Below are 20,099 nucleotides of genomic sequence, written 5' to 3'. Positions count from 1 at the left end.
CAGAATTAACGGCACGTAGTTGTGAATAAGACAGTATTCAGGCATTCTATAGGCGTAAATGTGCCATTAGCATAATGTAGCGTTTATTAATCAAGGTTTTCTGCTCAAAATACCTGAAATCGCTTGTCTGGATGGTGCGGAAGTTCTGGACACCCAACAGGTTCTGGCCAGAAAGTTGAAAAGCCCACTTGCTCCTTTCTGGTTTATAGTCTACCGTTACCGCTAGGAAGGAATGCTTGTTGCCAGACAGGTGATAGAAATTGTGGTTTGTGGTGAATACTAGCTTCTCATTAGGCTTAAAGATAATCTCGTTGCTAAGTATATAGTTGTTAACCTGTGAACTAGCCTCGTTGAAAGTGCTACGGTTCTTCTGGTACTCAGCAGAAAATCTAAGATTAGCAGGAAAATTGAAATAGGTGGTTCCTGAAAACCTGGAGGACACGTTATAGTTCTTTGCCTTTTGGAAAGGTCCTAAGTTAATTGACAGATAATTAAGGGTATGGCTGAAGGTGCTTTCCAATTTAAAGCTTGTATAGAGTGGGGCCACGTAAGTAGTGATTTGATTTTGCGCTAAAAGGAGCCTTCCTCCTTTTCCCTCCTCTGTCTCAATTACGGTAAAATCTTCGTTGATAAAATTTTGTGTGATATACCCTTTATCATAGCTGGTGTAAGAGACAATGTTGAAGAGCAAAAAGCCATTGGCCAAATCTTGGTAATTATGGGTGAAGCCCAGTGCATTACTGTTTACCCTAAGTAAGTGGGTTGCTCCCCCCACCAAGGTTCTATAGTCTTTGAGGGCATACCCATTGTAAAACCTACTATAGTCGCTCAATTGTTGCCGGTAGGTATAATTTAGCGCGAATTTGCCTGCCTTTGGCACTGAGAAAAGATAGGTGATTCCGCTCCTCACTAAGTGAAAATCTTCTGCAAGAGCTTTGCCTGTTACCTTATGGGTAAACCCAGCCTCTACCTCTATGCTCTTATTTTGCTGCAAGTAAAAGGTGTAGCTGGCTTGTTCATGAAAGTTGGTGAAGTTCAACTTCCGGCTACTCTGTAAACTATCCTCTATTTTGCTCTCTGAGGAGAAAATATTCGCTTGTAGGTGGTCATTTTCTTTCTCTATGCCTACGGCTAAATGAATGCGTCTCCTGGCATTAGAAAATTTTAGTCTGCTATTCAGGCCTGCATATGTTTTTCGTTCTTTCGAGAATTGTTGTAGATCTGCCTCTTCTAATCTTTGTCTAAAGTTGATGCCCTGTCCAAAAAAGTCTTGGGTTGTTCTGGAATAGGAGAAATAGGCGTAATTTTCTAATAGAAAAGACTCTGAGGCTTGGTACGTGACATATAGATGATTGTTGAAATAGTGTTGTAAAGCCTCAGACGCGCTTTTTATAGCCTTGTCATTTAGCAGTAGCCCCTGATTCCATAGGGGTGACTCTCGTCTATATTCGGCTTCAAAGGTAGTATACCAGTTTTTCTGGTTGTAGTATTTTAATTCCGTATTGAGGTAAAGGTTTCTGTTGACGGGCCTTGCATGAATTTGTTCTGTATAAGTGAGTGGCTGCTCTTCTGTAAGAAACCGTGTATAGGTATTGTTATCAAAGAACAGTTTGTCTTTAGAGAAATAGGTAAGAGACCTAATGCTCAGGTTATTGTTCCACTTGTAGGAAGTAGTAATAGAACCTAGCTCTGATTTGTTGGGTAACGCTTCTTCTGCTTTTAGAAATCCAGGTTGGTTTACTTCATTTTGAACTACGGGTGTAGCGAATGCCTCTTTTTTTGAGTTGTATTCCCATAAATCTTGTAAAGCTAGATTCTTATAAGTGTTCTTAGGGCTAGTTTGGAAGCCATTGTTATTGGCGTCATTAATATTTAAAACTTTGAACTGCTCTTTTAAGAGGCCTAGATTGGATTTTGTGTTGTAACGTTGGTTCGTCCCTGATCCTGCACTTAGTTTACCAAACAGGATGTTCTTCTTGTCTTCCTTTATGGATAGGTTTATGGCCACTTCATCTCCCTCCCCAAACTTCTTGCGCAATGGATTCTCGTCATAGTTGCGGAGCACCTGCACGTTTTTGAGCAGGTCACTGTCCAGGTTCTTACTTAATAGGGTGTACTGGTCATCCACTAAATTGTCCCCGTCTATCAGAATTCTGCTTATCTCCTTATTCCCATATCTAATGGTGCCGTCATCTGCCACAGAAACGCCCGGCAGTTTCTTTAAAACATCTTCAACAGTTTGTTCATTCTTATCTGTATGGAAGTCTAGATTATAGGTGATGGTATCTTGCGTAACCGTAATTGGTCTGGAAGATTCAATAACAACCACTTCATCCAGGTTCTCATTCTTTTGGGTAAGAATACCATCTATGGAGAGAACAGTAGGAGTGGAATTGATAGAAATTTCTTTTCTGAACTCGTTATACCCCAAATAACGAACGGAGAGCCATAAGCTGTCGCCTGCTGTTGCGCTAAATTTCAAAGAGTACTCCCCGCCTTGCTTTGATATAGCATAGGTAATCACCTCTTCTTTGTTAGAGAGAAGAAGTACGTTGGCAAATTCAATAGGCTTTCCTTCTTTGTCTTTGATGAAGCCAGTTATTTGGTAATCCTGAGCATGAAGGGCAAATGCGTTGATGAAGAAGATAAGAAGGAAAATGTGGCGCATCAGTTATTCAAAGATTTCGAAATAGCGCTTTCTATATTCAGTTGTTTTCCCTTCCGTGCTTATAGAACCGGCATATTGCTCAGCAATGGCTCTTTGGTACTTCAGATTATTTTCGTAGTTAAGATCTTGTTCTCTTTTTAATGCAGTCAAATCAGGGAGATTGCCCTTTACCTCGGGGAAAAGTATTTTCCCTTTATAGGGGTAAACTATCTTTTTGAAAATGAAGTGAATCTCTTTATGGTCATCGTGTGCCTCAAGAATCAAACCAGGAAGCCCTTGTAGTTTCCAGGGGCCTAAGGGAACCGCAATTTCTGGAGAAAACCATGCTGTGTAGTTTCTTCCTCTAAATTTAGTAGTGGCTTTGATGGCTTTTATGCCTCCTATTTCTTTTGATTGGTTTGATATTTTCCAACTAATTTCTGGCAGGGCTTCTTGATAAGTGAAATTACTTTTAAAGCGTGCATTGCTAATCAGCTTGCTCTCTTTACGATATGTTATATTAAATAGGCCTTTATCTGTACTGCTGGATTTTATGCCTTTTACAGCCCCGTTCGCATCTGTATACGTTTTAGAAATGTTTTTCTTGCCGTTTTCCAGGGAATCTATTCTTGTTACATAAAGAGCTACTTCTGGAGAGAAATATAATGCCGCGTTAAAAGGCTTCAAATTGGCGCCTGGAGCACCCAGGCTTTCAATGTCTTCATAGTAAACAACTCCGGTGGCTTGCTGTGCAAATGTATAGGAGTGGACTAGTAAAAGAAGTGTTTTTATAAGTAATAATATATGTCTTTTATGCATGTTGAAGCGCGTTTATTTTTTTTGAGATATTAATGATTTTTTATAAATAATTTCAAAGTATATATGCTGCCTTTGCTTCTAGTTTAAATAGGAAAGATGAGAAGAGAATAGTTTGTATGATTATAGATATATTTTTCTATTCCTACATGTAAATTTGTATAGGGATAGACGCCTGTCTAAAATAAGGTAATTTCTGATAGAAGCAAAATCTAAAACGTTTTATCTTATTTAGAGGAGAAGAATGTTTTCAACTGTAACACATGCGTGTAGGATCATGCGATAGAGTTACTTTAACTTGGCAAGGAGTATCTAATAGCATATGGTGATGCATAGTAAAAAGCAGCTTTCTGAGGCATTTGATTTTCCGGCCGTCTTGTAAAAGCAAGGCAAGAGTTTAGAGGGTTAGAAGTTTGCCATGGCAGAAGGGATTGGGGCATAGTAGGCAAACCCACAGTTTTCCCTTAATTTCGCAAAAACGGCCTCTAAACGGCTTCAAGAAGATTACATGAAGAAAAGAATAGCTATTCTTGGCTCTACGGGTTCCATTGGCACGCAGGCGCTGGACGTGATACAGGCACAGGCACAGGCATTTGAGGTGGAGGTGCTTACCGCCCATTCCAACGCAGATTTGCTCATTGCGCAGGCCATGGCCTTTCAGCCTAATGTGGTGGTCATTACCAAGGAGGAACTCTATGAGCAGGTGCGGGCGGCCCTGGAGGCGTATCCAATTAAGGTGTATGCCGGTATGGGCGCCGTGAATAGCGTAGTGCAGATGGACACGGTTGACATTGTACTTACCGCCATGGTGGGGTACGCCGGGTTGCAGCCTACCATCAAAGCCATTGAAGCGGGAAAAACCATTGCCCTGGCCAATAAAGAGACGCTGGTGGTGGCCGGGCAGTTAATTACCCAGTTGGCGCGGGAGAAAGGCGTCAACATTTATCCGGTAGACTCAGAGCACAGTGCTATTTTCCAGTGTCTGGCCGGCGAATTCCATAATCCCATAGAGAAAATCATCCTTACCGCCTCCGGTGGTCCGTTCCGGGGCCAGAGCCGGGAGTTTCTGCAGACCGTGACCAAAGCGCAGGCGCTCAAGCACCCAAACTGGGAGATGGGCGCTAAAATCACCATAGACTCCGCTTCGCTCATGAACAAGGGGCTGGAGGTGATTGAGGCCAAATGGCTGTTCGGGCTGCGGAACGATCAGATAGAAGTGGTGGTGCATCCGCAATCTATTGTGCATTCGCTCGTTCAGTTTGAAGACGGTTCGCTCAAGGCGCAGATGGGCTTGCCCGACATGAAACTGCCCATTCAGTACGCGCTCAATTATCCGCAGCGGCTCAAGGCAGATTTCCCTAGGTTCAACTTCCTGAACTATCCGCAGCTTACCTTTGAGCAGCCCGACCTGAACACGTTCCAGAACCTTGGGTTGGCCTTTGCAGCCATGGAGAAAGGTGGGAATGCGCCCTGTATCCTGAACGCGGCCAATGAAATAGCGGTAGCGGCGTTTCTGCGGGAGGAGATTGGCTTTTTGGAGATGTCTGACCTCATTTCTGACTGTCTCGCTAAAGTTGCGTATATTGCCGAACCTTCTTTGGACGACTATGTGCAAACCGACCAGGAAGCGCGCCGTCTGGCAGAGAGCCTGATGCAGGCGTAAATTTTTTCCAGAACCATCAACTTAAAAACATAAAACGGCGGGGCTTGTTAGTGCAATGCCTTGGCGCAGACCTCATAATTTCTTTCAATGGATGCATTAGTAATGGCCGGCCAGTTAATTCTGGGTTTGACCATCTTGGTAGGGATACATGAATTAGGCCACATGCTCACGGCCAAATGGTTTGGGATGCGGGTGGAGAAATACGCCATCGGGTTTCCGCCCAAACTGGTGAGCAAGCAGGTAGGCGAGACCGAGTATATGATTGGCATGATTCCGCTGGGAGGTTTCGTGAAGATATCGGGCATGGTAGACGAGTCCTTGGACACCGCTTCGCTTTCACAGGAGCCGGAGCCTTGGGAGTTCCGGGCCAAGCCCGCCTGGCAGCGTCTCATTGTCATGATGGGCGGTATCATCTTTAACGTAATTACGGGCATCATCATTTTTGCGGCATTAACCTACATGTATGGCGAGAGCTACCTACTGGCCAAAGACGTGCAGTACGGCATTGAAACCAACGAGATTGGTGAGCAGATTGGTCTCCGCGACGGCGATAAGATTGTGGCCGTGAACGGAAAGCCCTTGGTGGAGTTCCAGGACGTCTACAACCCTGATGTTCTGTTGGGCCAAAACGGTTCCTACACCGTTGAGCGCAACGGGCAGCAGGTGCAGGTTCCGGTCCCATCTGATTTGATCGACAAACTTGCCGACGGTGACAAAGCCGGTTTCATTATGGCCCGTGAGCCGTTCCAGGTAGAGGCGGTAAAAGCCAAAACCCCAGCGGCGGCCGCCGGTCTGCAACCCGGAGACCGAATTACACAGGTAGGCAACCAACCCATTCAGTTTTTCCATGAGTTTCAGCAGGCCCTGCAGGTAAACAAAGGAAAGCCGGTTGCCCTGCAGGTGGAGCGCGGAACGCAGGAACTGACTCTTAAAGCCACTGTGGAGGAAGACGGCACCATTGGTTTTATGCCTAAGTTGTTATTGCCGCGGGCCACCCGCGAGTACGGTTTACTGGCTTCTATTCCAATTGGCGCCGAGAAAGCGTTCTCTGTCATTACCACCAACATCAAAGGGTTCGCGAAGATTTTCAGAGCCGAAGTTTCTCCTTCTAAAGCCTTGAGCGGTCCTATTGGTATTGCCCAGATCTTTGGCGGCAATTTCTCCTGGATCAATTTCTGGGCCATCACGGCTATGTTGTCTATGGTGCTGGCGTTCATGAACTTCCTGCCTATTCCGGCCCTGGACGGCGGGCACGTGATGTTCCTCACCTATGAGATCATCTCGGGCCGCAAGCCTTCAGATAAGTTCCTGGAAAATGCGCAGAAAGTAGGCATGGTGTTGCTGTTGGGCCTCATGGGCTTCGCCATTTTCAATGACTTCTTTAAATTGCTGTTCAATTAGAAGATTCACCCAAGAGGTGTTCTTGATAAAAATTAGAAGAGAAAGACGCAAGCATACTGCGTCTTTCTCTGTTTAAAGGGGAGTAGAATGAGAACAAGAAGGAAGAAAGGGCTGCTAATAGCCATTGGGGGTATTCTGCTGCTGGCTATTTTAGCTCCGTTTACGGGATGGGCGCATGATTTCCATACCAGCATCACAGATGCCCGCTACAACCCAAAGACCCAAACCTATGAGCTTTCGGTGCGGGTGTTCGCCGATGACCTGGAAGAGGCCCTGAGCCGCCGGCATAAAACTACCATCCGGCTAGACCGGTCTGAGCGGGTAAATAAACTGATTGCTGAATATCTACAGACGCACCTGGCCATCTCCACCACCCGTGGTACCCGCGCCGCCCAGAAATTTATAGGGGCTCAGGAAGAGGCAGACGCCATCTGGCTGTACCTGGAGATTCCGGCGGGTAAATTAACCTCAGGCCAGGTGTGGGTGCAGAACGCTCTGCTGGTGGAGATCTTTGACGACCAAACCAACATCCTCAATTTAGAGGTAGCGGGTAAGAAACGCTCCGTTCTCTGCCGTACCGGCGATACCCAGCAGGTTATTCAACTGTAAGACAATTAATTCCCCATCTGAGAATAGGGGTTTCTCCGGCGGAAGGCATCTTCTGAAGGCAGCGCGAACGCAAGAGAGGGAGCGGAGTTCTTTTTCCTGAGTCCTAGAATCCGTACCTTTCCAGACCAGAATCAACGTTAACCGCGGAAGGGTAGAGGCTGCCTGGATGTAGCGTCTTTGCGCGGTTTTGCCTTGGGCAGTGAGTGAAGGATACCAAGTTGCCTTGTGGAAAGAGAGGCGGAAGACACTTGGTACCGATGATTATTTTTACTGTTTTATGAGAAAAAGCTTTCTACGTGTAGTGGGTTTATTGGCGGGAGTGGTAAGTGTAAGCGGCTGCTCCTCTGTGTACATGCCCAACGTGCCCAATACCCCTATGCTCACCTCCAAAGGTGAATTGAGCACCAGCGGACACATTACCCTCAAAGGAAACGCCAGTTTCAACTCTGCCTACGCCGTCACAGACCATGTGGGGGTGCTGCTCAGCGGAGCCATGATGAACAATAACAATGACAAGAAAGACTTCCGGCATAACCTGCTGGAGGCGGGGGGCGGCTACTTTACCACCTTCGGGCCTAACCAGAACCGGGTGCTGGAAGTGTACGCCGGTATTGGCCACGGCAGCAGCGACCGCACCTACAAAGACAAATCCTCCGAAGGACTGATCACCTATGACCGCCAGGAGACTACTTTCAATAAGTATTTTCTACAGGTAAATTATTCCTCCAAGAAAAAACGGCTGTTGAAACTGTTCGGGAATGAGCACACGCTCAATTACGGCACCGCCCTCCGGCTGAGCTACCTCAACATGAGTGAATTCATCCGGAATGATGTGAAGCAGCCCACCGAGGACAACATCTTCTTTGAGCCCATTTTCTACACCCGCATGTCCTTGACGCCATCTATCCAGTTGCAGTACACCAGCGGCAGTAACTTCGGGCTGAAGAACCGTGACTTCATGACGGCCGGTAACTCCGTGTTCAGCATTGGGTTCATTGTGAATGTGGGCGGGCGTAAACTCAAAAAAGACGCTCCCCGGCCAGAAGACAGAACGCCAGCCCTTCCACCTCTTCCTAAATGGAACAAGAAAGGGAATTCCATTAAGCTGTAGAAGCGCAGGCCAAAAAAAGCGTTTAGGGGCTGTTTTTTCAAAAACAGCCCCTAAACGCTTTTTTTGTTTTTATCTGGGTCGCTTGCTTTGGGCCTAATTCCAGAAAAAGAGCCGCTAAACGCACTTAACCCACCCCTACCCCTCCCGGGAGGGGAGTCCCGCAGTCAAGGATCAATACGCAATGCCTTAACTCATGCGCCTCGTACTCCAGCCACATCCTCAGGGCGAGGAAGGCGTTGCAGTGGCTCTAATGGTAGTAGGCTTGCCTGCGGGAGTGGGCAACGCAGGGGCGGCACGCCTCGAGGCGCTTAGCGGGAGCACGCTTAAACTTAACAAACCTGCAACAGCCTTCGCTTCCTACGCAGCAGAGGACGGTTGCCAGGTGGTACCATTACTGAAGCTCCGCCTGTTTGAGCGTCAGCGAGTTCGGAGGTTCTTGATTCTTTTGGTCACTTTTCTCATCAAGGAGAAAAGTGACAGACGCGGGCAGAGCGCATCACGCGCCAAGAGCTTAGCAGGAAAAGACGTGGAAGGCAAAGACGGATAGTTAACCGGAGCGGCAGTCTTGGTTGTCGGTGAGAACACCAACAACGGCGAAAGACGGATAGCTCACCGGAGCGGCAGTCTTGGTTGTCGGTGAGAACACCAACAACGGCGAGGAAGTAAAAAGCAGGAGGTTTGGCAAAAAAGGTAATGGAAATAAGCTGCAAGGCATCGCCACTGAAAGCAGGAGATGAATCAGCGGGTGTAAACATCCCCCTGCCCCCTTCAAAGGGGGAATCTGTGTTGGCAAAGGCAGTCTGCTTGGCAATTGGCGAGAACTTCAACAACGACCCAACGGCGGGAACACCGGCAATGGCGGCGGATAACTTCCTTGAAACTAAGAAAAGTAAAAGTGTTTAGGGGCTATTTTCTGAAAAACGGCCTCTAAACGCATTTACTGCTAATGTGCTACAAGCTTCTTTGTGCTACCAGTCACTGCCGCCGCCGCCGCCAGTTTCATTCTCCTTAGGCCTGATCAGTTTGAACTCCACGCGGCGGTTAATGGCGCGGTCTTCCAGGGTGAGTTCGGGTTTGATGGGCTCTGAACTGCCTTTGCCCACAGCGTCTATGCGGCCGGGGGCCAACTTGCCTTTGTCTTCCAGGTACTTCTGAATGGAGAAGGCGCGCCACTGTGAGAGTTCAATATTAGCATTAGGGTCGCCGCTGCCGTCGGTGTGGCCTTCAATGCTGAGGCGTACGCGCGGGTGGTCTACCAGGAACAGCACAATGCGGTCTAAGGTAGGTTTCATGGCTTCTTTGATCTCGGCCTTGCCCTCGTCAAACTCCAGATTCTTGAAAATAAGCGGAATGCTGTAGTCAATGAGCGTGGTCATGATTTTGAGCACCGTGTCCTGCTCCAGATTGATCTCTTTTTCAATGGAGAAAAAATCAGGGCCCTGAATGAGCATCATGTAGCGGCTGTTGTCAATGAGGTCAAAGTCAAAGGAGCCGTCTTCGCGCAGGTATTTGGAGGCTACCTCAATGCCGTTGTCCAGGTCAATGATGGAAATGATGCCATTGAGGGGTTTATTGGAAATAGAGTCGGTGAGCACGCCCGTCAGCTTGGTCACCGCCAGCGGATGGGCTTCCATGGGCAGCGGAAACGAGTATAAGTCCAGGTTCTTGAGGTCTGTAGGCTCAGAGCGGGCGTAGTACAGGTTGGTGGAGTTGGCGTTGATGGTGAAGTAATACTCGCTGCCTTTGCCGTTCACCAACGGCCCAATATTGCGCGGCTCCTGCCAGTTGCTGTTGATCCTATACGATTTATAGATGTCAAAGTCCCCAAAGTTCAACAGCTGACCGCGCGAACTGAAATACAGCACCTGGTACAGCGGGTGGAAGTAAGGGCTCACCTCGCTCTCGCGGGTGTTAATGATGGGGCCCATGTTCTGCGCCGGCGCCCACTGCCCGCTCTTTAGCTTGTAGGTAAAGTAAATGTCTGACATGCCAAAGCCGCCCAAACGGTCAGAGGCGAAATACAGCGTGTCTTCCTGCGGCGACAGGGTAGGCTGCGAGTCCCAGGACTTGCTGTTCACGCTGGCCCCCAGGTTCTTGATCTGGCCCCAGGAACCGTCAGTGAGTTTGGTGGCCGAGTAGAGGTCGCAGTTGCCTAGGCCATCGGGGCTTTCGCAGCGGGCGAAGTAGAGGGTTTTGCCGTCGCGGCTGAGACAGGCCGAGCCTTCGTTGTAAATGCTGTTGATGGGTTTGCCAAACGACTGGCCTTCCTGCCAGAAACCGTTCTCATACTTAGAGAAATACAAGTCCTCATCAGTACCGGTGGCCTTGATGCCTTTGCGCCGGGAGGTGTAAATGAACAGCTCTTCGTCTGAGTGCACCGCCGGGCCGTAGTCTTCCGCTTTGGAGTTGATGGCATCGCCCATGTTGGTGTACACCCCGCGCGGAGGTTTAAATGTGCTCACAGATTTACGGTACTCCACCAGCTCATAGTAGTACTGCAAGGGCACATACAGTTCCGTGTTTTTCTCCTCCAGGGAGTCATAGTATTGCTTTACCTGGCGCACATCGGTGCGGTGGTGTTTCAGGACCAGGCGGTAATAGGCAATGGCTTTCTCGCGCTGCCCGGTACGCTCATACAATTGGCCCAAACGCCAGAGAAGTTTTGTATCTTTATAAAAATTATCAATCCCGAAGTTGCCCACATATTCCGCCAGCAGCGGAAGTACTTTGTTCCAGTCCTTTTTCTTCTCCAGTTTCTGGATGGTCTGGTACTTTGCCTTGTGGTAGTAATAGGGAATGCGGTTGATGTTGGGGAAATGCAAGACCGGCTCCACTTGAGGGGTTCTCTGGCGGAGAGAATCACTCACGGGCCGCAGTTTCAACCGCAGAGGAGATTTGGTCTGTGCCTGGGCAGAGAAGCCAACCACCCAGAACAGTAGTAAATAAAGATATAAACCAGTACGAGACATAACTGAAAAGAGCCTCCGGAAAATCGGGCTTCCGGTACGCCGAACCAAATGTAGCTTTTTCTGAGGGGAAAATTACTCCCGGTCCCGCAGATTTGCGCTTATATATTGGCACAGCTCTTGACAAGTATATATCTTGAAGACAAACAACCGAACCTACGGGAGGATTGCTGCCAATTTGGCACCCTCTGCTACATTTCGTATGAATTATACCCAAGAGAACCTACTCCAGCAACTCATGTTGTCCGATCTGTCTGACGACGGTAACGGGGAATTGATCTCCATTATTACCTCAGAATTGGATGACTCAGAGGGCGCTGAAAAAAATAACCCGGGCTCTTTGCCGCTATTGCCCATTAGAAACACGGTGCTGTTTCCGGGCGTGGTAATCCCTATTACGGTAAGCCGTAAAAAATCGGTGCGGTTGGTGCGTAAAGCCTACCGCGGCGACAAAACGGTGGGCGTAGTGGCCCAGAAAAACATGAGTGCCGAAGAACCTACCCCAGATGATCTGTTTGAGGTGGGAACCATGGCCAAAATCCTGAAAATGCTGGTGCTGCCAGACGGCAATACCACCATCATCATTCAGGGCCAGAGCCGTTTCAAAATTGAGGAGATTACGCAAGAGGAGCCATTTATGGTGGCCAAAGTGTCTTACTGCCCAGAGACGTTCCCTAAAAAGAACAGCAAGGAGGTAAAGGCGCTGGTAGAGTCTTTGCAGGATGCGGCGGCTAAAATCCTGAAATTGAATCCTGAGATTCCGCAGGAGGCCCAGGTGGCCCTGGATAACATTGACAGCCCCAGCTTCTTAATGCATTTCCTGTCGTCTAACATCAACGCGGAGGTAGGCCAGAAGCAGAAACTGCTGGAGATCAATGATGGCGTGGAGCGCGGCACTACGCTGCTGCAATTGATGATGCGTGAAATCCAGATGCTGGAAATCAAGCAGGAAATCCATAGCAAAGTACACACCGACATTGACGAGCAGCAGCGCGATTATTTCCTGCGCCAGCAAATTAAAGTGTTGCAGGACGAACTGGGCATGGATGGCCCTGAGCAGGAAGTAGAGAAAATGCGCGCGGCCGCGGCCAAGAAAAAATGGCCAGAGGCGGTTGCCAAACATTTCAACAAGGAACTGGATAAACTCAGCCGCCTGAACCCGCAGGCCGCCGAATATCCTATCTCCCTCAATTACTGCGAATTCCTGCTGGATCTACCCTGGAGCGATTTCACCAAAGACAACTTCAACCTGAAGCGCACCAAGAAAATCCTGGACACTGACCATTACGGGTTGGAGAAGGTGAAGGAGCGTATCTTAGAGTACCTGGCGGTGCTCAAGCTGAAAAATGACATGAAGGCGCCCATTCTTTGCCTCTACGGGCCTCCGGGCGTGGGGAAAACCTCACTGGGTCGTTCCGTGGCCAAAGCATTGGGGCGTAAATACGTGCGTATTGCCCTGGGCGGTGTGCGCGATGAGGCTGAGATCAGAGGGCACCGCAAAACTTACGTGGGCGCTATGCCGGGCCGTATCATCAGCCAGATTAAGAAAGTGGGTTCTTCCAACCCGGTCATGATTCTGGACGAGGTAGACAAGCTGAACTCAGATTTCCGCGGAGATCCTTCCAGCGCCTTGCTGGAGGTGCTGGACCCTGAGCAGAACCATACTTTCCAGGATAATTACCTGGAGGTGGAATATGACCTCTCTAAGGTGCTGTTCATTGCCACGGCCAACTCTTTGGATACCATTCATCCGGCCCTGCGCGACCGTATGGAGATCATTGAAGTGACGGGCTACACCATTGAAGAGAAAACTGAAATCGCGAAGCGCCACCTCATTTCCAAACTGAAGGAAGACCATGGCCTGCAACCCAAAGACGTGACGCTGTCAACGGCGGCGGTGCAGAAAGTGATTGAAGACTATACCCGTGAGTCTGGGGTCCGAAACCTGGAACGTAAGCTGGGTGCCGTGATCCGGAACATTGCTAAGTCCAAGGCCATGGAAGAGGAGTTTCCGGCCAAACTGGAGCCGAAGGACGTGGTGCGCATTCTGGGACCGGAGATCTTTGACAAAGAACTGTACCAGGACAATGAAACCGCTGGCGTGGTAACCGGGCTTGCCTGGACCTCCGTGGGCGGCGACATCCTGTTCATTGAATCTCTGTTGAGCCGCGGCAAGGGCAAACTGACCTTATCCGGTCAGTTAGGCGATGTGATGAAAGAATCTGCCATCACGGCGGTTTCTTACCTGCGTGCCCGTGCCGACGAAATGGACATTGATTACCGCCTCTTTGACCAGTACGACCTGCACATTCACTTCCCCGAAGGGGCGGTGCCCAAAGACGGTCCAAGTGCCGGTATCGCTATCTTCACGTCCATCGCCTCTGTGTTTACGCAGCGTAAGGTGCGGTCGCATCTGGCCATGACCGGTGAGATTACCCTGCGCGGCAAGGTGCTGCCGGTGGGTGGCATCAAAGAGAAAATACTGGCGGCCAAGCGGGCGGGTATCAAAGACGTGATTCTGTGCTACAAAAACCGTAAGGACGTAGAGGAGATCTCGGCGCACTATATTGAAGGCCTCAACATCCATTACGTAGACCGCGTGGACGAAGTGCTGGAGATTGCGCTGCTGCCTGAGAAAGTAGCCAAGCCCTTGGACCTGCGGGTGCGCGAGGAGGCTCAGCCCAAGGCAGAAGCATAACATTCCTGGCGCCTTTGGCCGCGAGGTAAAAAGAAACGAAGGTCTGTTTAGGGCCGATTTTTTGAAAAACGATGCAGAAACGCCTTTCCCTTCTGGGGCTGCTGTTGGTAGCCGCGGTGCAACTGACCTCAGCGCAGGTGGGAGGGCGTTCTGTTTTTCGGTTTCTGGATGTGCCCACGCACGCGCGGGTGGCGGCGTTGGGCGGTATCAATATTTCCTCTGGGCTGGAGGATGTGAACGCCGTTTCTTCCAACCCCGCGCTCATGCACGGCAAAACCAACCGGCACCTGGGGCTCACGCACCTGAATTACCTGGCAGATGTAAGCCAGAACAACGCCTACTACACCTTTGAGAGCAACCGGTGGGGGCGCAACGCCATTGGGGTGCAATACTTAGACTACGGGGCTTTTACTCAGACCGATGCCGCGGGGCAGGAGGAGGGAAGTTTCAGGGTGCGGGACTATGCCTTCGCCCTGTCGCATGCCGCTACCATAGAGCCTTTCACCCTGGGCGCTACCGCCAAAGTGGCGGTTTCCAGCATTGCCGGAAATCAGGCAGTGGCGTTTCTGGTAGATCTGGGGGGAACCTTCAAGCATCCGGAGAAGGATTTTGTGGTGGGGCTGGCCATCCGCAACCTGGGCGTCATGCTCAAACCCTATGACAACGGGGAGCGCGAAGACCTTCCGCTGGACATCCAGATTGGCGCCAGCTACAAACCCGAGCATGCTCCTTTCCGCTTGTCGCTCACGGCGCACCAGTTGCAGCGCTTTGACATTGTCTACCTGGACCCCAACCAGAAAGGCACCCTCAATGAGAACAACGAGGAGGTGAAGGAGGAAAAAACCTTCGGGGACAAACTGGCGCGGCATTTTGTGGTAGGGGGGGAGTTCATTCTGGGGCCGGGGTTTCAGCTGCGGGCCGGGTACAACCACCTGCGCCGCAAGGAGCTGGTAGTGGAGAATGTGGGCGGTATGGCGGGTGTTTCCTTGGGTGCATCGGTGAAAGTGCATGCGTTCCGGTTTGAGTACACGTACGCCAGCTACCATGTAGCCGGGGCCAGCAATTACCTCACCCTCAACACAGACCTGAACCGTTTCCTGAAGAAGAAGCTGGACTGAAATGCAGAACCGCCTGTGGCGAAGAAGTACGTTTAGCGGCTCTTTTTCCTAAAACAGGCCCAAAACAGAGAGAAATTTTCATTCACTTTGCCAGTTGTTCAGTAGAATTGCGCGTAAAAACCACTTTCTTAGGGCAGCCGTCCAAAAAGCGGGAACGCAGATAGAGTGATTTCCCAATTGGAAGCGGCAGATGTAAGACCGCTTCTTCAGTAAAAAGATACTAGTTAAGAATGGGTGTGATGTTGCAGAACGGCCCATTCGTTTCATTACTTAATAGCATATGTTAGATCCGAGCAAGTATTTAACCCCCAAACAGATAGTAGCTGAGTTAGATAAATACATTATTGGGCAGCATGAGGCCAAGCGCAATGTGGCCATCGCGCTGCGCAACCGCTGGCGACGCATGCACGCCGACCCCGAGATGCAGAAGGAGATTGTACCCAATAACATTCTCATGATTGGCGCTACCGGCGTGGGGAAAACCGAGATTGCCCGCCGTCTGGCTAGCATCGCGGATGCGCCCTTCACCAAAGTGGAGGCTTCTAAGTTCACGGAGGTAGGCTACGTGGGCCGCGACGTGGAAAGCATGGTGCGTGACCTGGTGGAACAGGCCGTGAACATGGTGAAGACCCGTAAGAAGGAAGAAGTGAAACAGCAGGCCGCCCAGCAGGTAGAGGAAGTGATCCTGGACGCGCTTATTCCGCCCATCAACCAGTCCGGTGGCCGTGAGGCCATGATGGGTTTCGGGAACACCGGCAACGGAAGCACCGACATGCCTGACAGCGATCTGGAACTGAACGAGCGCACCCGCGAACGCTTCCGCGAGAAAATCCGGAACGGGGAACTGGAAGACCGCAAGATTGACATCAAAGTGGCGCAGAATCCGTCTTCAGGGGTGGGCGTGGTGGGCCCGGGCATGGATGAAATGTCCATGATGAACATTCAGGAGATGATTGGGAACATGCTGCCCAAGAAAACCAAGAAGCGTAAGGTGACCATTGCCGAGGCCCGCAAACTCCTCCTGGAAGAGGAAGCCACCAAACTCATTGACATGGATGAGGTGAAGGAGGAAGCCATCCGGAAGGCCGAAAACGCCGGCGTTATCTTCATTGACGAGATTGACAAGGTAGCCAGCGCCAGCGGAAAAGGCAGCGGCGGACCAGACGTGAGCCGCGAAGGCGTGCAGCGTGACCTGCTTCCCATTGTGGAGGGCAGCACCGTGAACACCAAATACGGTGTCATCAAAACCGACCACATCCTGTTTATTGCCGCTGGGGCGTTTCACGTGGCCAAACCTTCTGATCTGATTCCCGAGCTGCAGGGCCGTTTCCCCATCAGGGTGGAACTCCAGAGCCTGAGCAAGGATGATTTCTACCAGATTCTGAAGTACCCTAAAAACGCCCTCACCAAGCAATACGAAGAGTTGCTGAAGGCCGAAGGCGTGGAACTGAGCTTCACCGACGAAGCCCTCCAGAAACTGGCCGAAATCTCTTTTGAGGTGAACGCCGAGGTGGAGAACATCGGCGCCCGCCGCCTGCACACCGTCATGAGCCGCCTGCTCAATGACATCCTGTTCGATGTGCCAGACACCATCCCGGTAAACGCCCACCTCATGATCACCCCAGAACTGGTGGAAGAACGCCTCCGCGACATGGTCAAAAACCGCGACCTGAGCCAGTATATTCTTTAATTAGGAATTAGGAATTAGGAATTAGGAATTAGGAATTAGGAATTAGGAATTAGGAATTAGGAATTAGGAATTAGGAATTAGGAATTAGTTTCCGCTAAACGTCTTTATTCTGTTGGTCACTTCCTCTTTCCTCCCGATTCCCTTTTCCATGTCATCTTGAAAAGATCTTGTGGGCGAGCTAGAAAAGCTGCTACTAAACCATATAGAATCTTTCAGGATGAGAATAATAAGCAAGAGCCGCTGCCAATGAGGGAGCGGCTCTTGCTGTTTTGGGGCAGATTACAGAAAAAGCCCCCCTAAACAGGATCTGGAAGATCTACTCGCCAGCTTTGGCAAAAACTCTTACTTGTTACTTTTGCGTATGCTACACAGGTTTAGGTTCTGCCATTCCTAATTCCTAATTCTCAATTCTTAATTATAACCATGAACCACTACATCATCACGGGAGCCAGCCGGGGCTTGGGAAAAGCATTGGCGGAGGCCTTGCTGGAAGAAGACGAACAGAACTGTGTCATTGGGGTGTCGCGCCACAGCACCATCACGCATGAGCGTTACCGGCACCAGCCGCTGGACTTTTCAGACATAGCCGGGGTAGAGCATAACCTGCACAAAGTGTTCGGGCCCCTGGAAGATGCCCAGAAACTGGTGTTGGTCAACAACGCGGGCGTGATGGGTGAGATTGGCTACATTGGCAACAGCCAGAACGAGCATTATGAGTATGTGTTTGACGTGAACGTGATTGTGCCCGCCATGTTCATGAACCTGTTTCTGCAGAGCTACCAGCACCGCCAGAACTGCCAGAAAATGATTGTGAATATCAGTTCCGGGGCGGGGCAGAAACCCAAGGACGGCTGGGCGGCTTACTGCGCTTCCAAGGCGGCGCTGGACATGCTGTCGCAGACGGCGCAGCTGGAGCAGGAAAAGCTAGGAACAGGGGTGCAGGTGTTTTCTGTGGCCCCCGGCATCATTGACACCGAAATGCAGGAGCAGATACGGGAAGCCAGCGTGGAGCAATTCAGCAGTGTGCAGCAGTTCCGGGATTATAAAACACAGGGAGCGCTGGCCTCGCCCGAAGAGGCGGCCCAGAAGATCATCCGGCTCATGAAAGAACCGCAGATCGCCAGGGGCGTGGTGTGCTCAGTGCGGGATTTCTGATAGGACGTAAATTGCGTTTAGGGGCTGTTTTTGGAAAAACGGCCCCTAAACGCAAGCGCCAGTGCGGGAGCTGCTTTAAAATGCCTAATTTTGCTGCGTTTTTATCATATCCACCAACATCAGGCATGACAGCTTTCAAAAAACTATTCGTCCTCGGGTTTCTTCTCTACCTGCCGTTCCAGTCCATGGCGTGGGGCATGCTGGGGCACCGCATTGTGGGCGAAATCGCCGATAGGCATATCTCCTCCAAAACCAGGAAGAACATCAGGCAGATCTTAGGCAATGAGTCTATTGCCATGGCCAGCAACTGGGCCGATTTCGTGAAGTCAGACCCCGCCTACAATTACCTGGGCAACTGGCACTACGTGAACCTGAAGCAAGGCCTGAGCCAGCCCGAGGTAGAGGCATTCTTCCAGCAAGACACCGCCACAGACGCCTACACCCGCATCCAGTTTCTAGCCGGTGAGCTGAAGAAAAAAGAGGTTTCCCAAACCCAGAAAGTGATGTACCTGCGCCTGCTCATTCACCTGATAGGCGATGTGCACCAGCCCATGCACGTAGGCAGACCCGAAGATCTGGGCGGAAACCGCATCAGGGTGCAGTGGTTCAATCAGCCCTCCAACCTGCACCGCGTTTGGGACGAGCAGCTCATTGAATACCAGCAGTTGAGCTACACAGAATACGCCACGGCCATCAACTTCGCCTCCAAGGATCAGGTAAAGACCTGGCAGCGGCAACTGGCGCCGGTGTGGTTCTTTGAGTCTTACCAAATTGCCGAGAACCTGTACAAAGGCATTTCCAGCCCCGACCAGAAACTGAGCTACCGCTATAACTTTGACTACGTAGACACGCTCAACCAGCAACTCCTGAAAGGTGGCGTGCGCCTGGCGGGGGTGCTGAATGAGATCTTCGGGTAAGTGCGTTTAGCGCCCGTTTTTTGGGAATAAGCATCAAAACGGCGGTCCCTCTGTAGAAAGAGGGACCGCCGTTTTCTTTTATGGGTGCCGGTAAGGCTATGATTTTACGTTGAGGGCCCGGAGTTCATCGTCAATCTTCCGGTTCCAGCGCTCCTGCGCGCTGTGGTTGGTGCCGTGGCCGGTTTCGCGGTCATACTGTTTCTGCAGGCGGTCCATTTCCCAGAGCGCTTCCAGGTACTGGTATTTGATGATGCTCTCATAATCTTCCAACGTCAGTTTCTCTGGTCTGATGCGCTGTTTGTAGTGCTCAGAAACCAGTTTGAGGATGTCAAAGTGGCGCTGCTCGTGGTTGAGCGTGTACTCGGTTTTGGCCGAAGGCAATACTTTGGACAGGTTGCGCAGGACGTACGGTTTGGTGGAGACGCGCACATGGATCACGCCATCCTGCACGGTAGATTCAATGTCATTGGACAAGCCCGGGAAAACGGAAGCCGCAAATCCTCCCGAAACCCGGGCTCCCCCCTGAAAATCGTTCCAGTTGAGCGGACGGGCGGGGTCATAGAACAGCGTGTCATCATTTTGGTGGCGCCGGTAGTCTTCATAGTGGACTTTGATGGTATAGGCCAGTTTCTCATTGTGCGGCGCCTCCTGCTCTACCCAGGTAGTCACGTATTTCAATGAACTGGCCAGTAATCTCCTGAGCAGCGGCTCCACCGTAGGAGCGGGTCCTGCCGCAGCTCGGTTATAGCTGGCCCCGCTGCTGTAGTCAAACAAATGCAGGAGCTTGCCTTCACGCCGTACGGCAAACGCCACGGTTATTTTAGCTTTTCCCGCTACCCGGCTTTTTTCGGCGGCGGTTTCGGTGAGATTGAATTCCTTGAGCCGCATGACCACCGGCCGCAGGTGCTGGTTCTGTTTGAAGCTCTGTTTGATATAGCTTTTGATGGCCGTCACGCTGCCGTTCTGCAAATCTACCGGTTGGGGCGCAGTACCCGCGCCCGACGGCAGGGGCAACAGGAACGCTACCCCTTTTTTGTTGGCCCGCTCATCCACCACATCGGCAATGTGGAACTGCTGGGCGGTAAAAGGCAATTCTTCCTGTTGCAGCAGAATGGGGGAGGGAGAGACAGGCGGTTTGCCCGCACCCGAGAGGAAGAAAAGCGGTAGAAGCAAAAGGACAGTCCACCTGTGAAGGCCAGCGGGCCTGGGTGGGGACTGCTTTTCCTTTCGGTGCTTCCTGTGCCAGCCAAAAGAGAAAAATATCATGTTGTAGGGAAATGCGAAGTTCTAAATGGCCAAGGCCGAACG

Annotated in this window: 15 protein-coding genes; 11 read left to right on the top strand and 4 right to left on the bottom strand. The window is 50.6% G+C overall.

The window, feature by feature from the left end:
- Nucleotides 1–46: 46 nt before the first annotated feature.
- Nucleotides 47–2,668: a carboxypeptidase regulatory-like domain-containing protein gene (locus EFA69_RS08235; RefSeq protein ID WP_123132622.1), complete on the bottom strand. Its 2,622-nt coding sequence runs from the start codon at nucleotides 2,666–2,668 to the stop codon at nucleotides 47–49.
- A 3-nt stretch (nucleotides 2,669–2,671) separates the two neighbouring features.
- The gene (locus EFA69_RS08230) at nucleotides 2,672–3,466 is read right to left on the bottom strand and encodes a GLPGLI family protein (RefSeq protein WP_123132621.1); all 795 of its coding nucleotides are present in this window, start codon (nucleotides 3,464–3,466) and stop codon (nucleotides 2,672–2,674) included.
- A gap of 505 nt (nucleotides 3,467–3,971) precedes the next feature.
- Here EFA69_RS08230 and EFA69_RS08225 point away from each other — a divergent pair.
- From EFA69_RS08225 to EFA69_RS08200, 6 genes are all read left to right on the top strand, one after another.
- Nucleotides 3,972–5,126 carry a 1-deoxy-D-xylulose-5-phosphate reductoisomerase gene (locus EFA69_RS08225; protein WP_123132620.1) on the top strand — a complete coding sequence of 385 codons (1,155 nt, stop codon included), beginning with the start codon at nucleotides 3,972–3,974 and terminating at the stop codon, nucleotides 5,124–5,126.
- Nucleotides 5,127–5,213: 87 nt separating this feature from the next.
- Entirely contained in the window at nucleotides 5,214–6,527 is a 1,314-nt protein-coding gene (gene rseP / locus EFA69_RS08220) for an RIP metalloprotease RseP (RefSeq protein WP_123132619.1), read from the top strand.
- 87 nt (nucleotides 6,528–6,614) lie between these two features.
- Nucleotides 6,615–7,136: a DUF6702 family protein gene (locus EFA69_RS08215; RefSeq protein ID WP_123132618.1), complete on the top strand. Its 522-nt coding sequence runs from the start codon at nucleotides 6,615–6,617 to the stop codon at nucleotides 7,134–7,136.
- A gap of 277 nt (nucleotides 7,137–7,413) precedes the next feature.
- Nucleotides 7,414–8,247 (top strand): hypothetical protein, encoded by an 834-nt coding sequence (locus EFA69_RS08210; RefSeq protein ID WP_221175695.1) that lies wholly within the window; start codon nucleotides 7,414–7,416, stop codon nucleotides 8,245–8,247.
- Nucleotides 8,248–8,440: 193 nt separating this feature from the next.
- Nucleotides 8,441–8,794 (top strand): hypothetical protein, encoded by a 354-nt coding sequence (locus tag EFA69_RS08205; protein ID WP_123132617.1) that lies wholly within the window; start codon nucleotides 8,441–8,443, stop codon nucleotides 8,792–8,794.
- Between the two features lie 131 nt (nucleotides 8,795–8,925).
- Complete coding sequence (locus EFA69_RS08200) at nucleotides 8,926–9,150, top strand: hypothetical protein (RefSeq protein WP_123132616.1); 225 nt, start codon at nucleotides 8,926–8,928, stop codon at nucleotides 9,148–9,150.
- Nucleotides 9,151–9,215: 65 nt separating this feature from the next.
- On the opposite strand, the gene EFA69_RS08195 is transcribed toward EFA69_RS08200, so the two are convergent.
- A complete protein-coding gene (locus EFA69_RS08195) occupies nucleotides 9,216–11,114 on the bottom strand; it encodes an OmpA family protein (RefSeq protein ID WP_245964524.1) in 1,899 nt (632 codons plus the stop codon).
- A 301-nt stretch (nucleotides 11,115–11,415) separates the two neighbouring features.
- On the opposite strand from EFA69_RS08195, the gene lon reads away from it, so the two are divergent.
- The 5 genes from lon to EFA69_RS08170 all read left to right on the top strand — a co-directional run bounded on the left by lon (nucleotide 11,416) and on the right by EFA69_RS08170 (nucleotide 18,791).
- Entirely contained in the window at nucleotides 11,416–13,911 is a 2,496-nt protein-coding gene (gene lon / locus EFA69_RS08190; RefSeq protein ID WP_123132614.1) for an endopeptidase La, read from the top strand.
- Between the two features lie 71 nt (nucleotides 13,912–13,982).
- Nucleotides 13,983–15,029, top strand: coding sequence for a type IX secretion system protein PorQ (gene porQ / locus EFA69_RS08185; RefSeq protein WP_123132613.1), 1,047 nt, complete (start codon nucleotides 13,983–13,985; stop codon nucleotides 15,027–15,029).
- A 280-nt stretch (nucleotides 15,030–15,309) separates the two neighbouring features.
- A complete protein-coding gene (gene hslU / locus EFA69_RS08180) occupies nucleotides 15,310–16,719 on the top strand; it encodes an ATP-dependent protease ATPase subunit HslU (protein WP_123132612.1) in 1,410 nt (469 codons plus the stop codon).
- A 423-nt stretch (nucleotides 16,720–17,142) separates the two neighbouring features.
- Entirely contained in the window at nucleotides 17,143–17,874 is a 732-nt protein-coding gene (locus EFA69_RS08175) for an SDR family NAD(P)-dependent oxidoreductase (protein ID WP_123132611.1), read from the top strand.
- 125 nt (nucleotides 17,875–17,999) lie between these two features.
- Nucleotides 18,000–18,791 (top strand): S1/P1 nuclease, encoded by a 792-nt coding sequence (locus EFA69_RS08170; RefSeq protein WP_123132610.1) that lies wholly within the window; start codon nucleotides 18,000–18,002, stop codon nucleotides 18,789–18,791.
- A gap of 96 nt (nucleotides 18,792–18,887) precedes the next feature.
- On the opposite strand, the gene EFA69_RS08165 is transcribed toward EFA69_RS08170, so the two are convergent.
- Nucleotides 18,888–19,964: a hypothetical protein gene (locus tag EFA69_RS08165; RefSeq protein WP_123132609.1), complete on the bottom strand. Its 1,077-nt coding sequence runs from the start codon at nucleotides 19,962–19,964 to the stop codon at nucleotides 18,888–18,890.
- Between the last annotated feature and the right edge of the window lie 135 nt (nucleotides 19,965–20,099).

Source organism: Rufibacter immobilis (assembly GCF_003721565.1).
Lineage (GTDB): Bacteria > Bacteroidota > Bacteroidia > Cytophagales > Hymenobacteraceae > Nibribacter > Nibribacter immobilis.
Note: the sequence above shows the minus strand (reverse complement) of the source record. Positions and strands in the feature narration are given on the sequence as shown.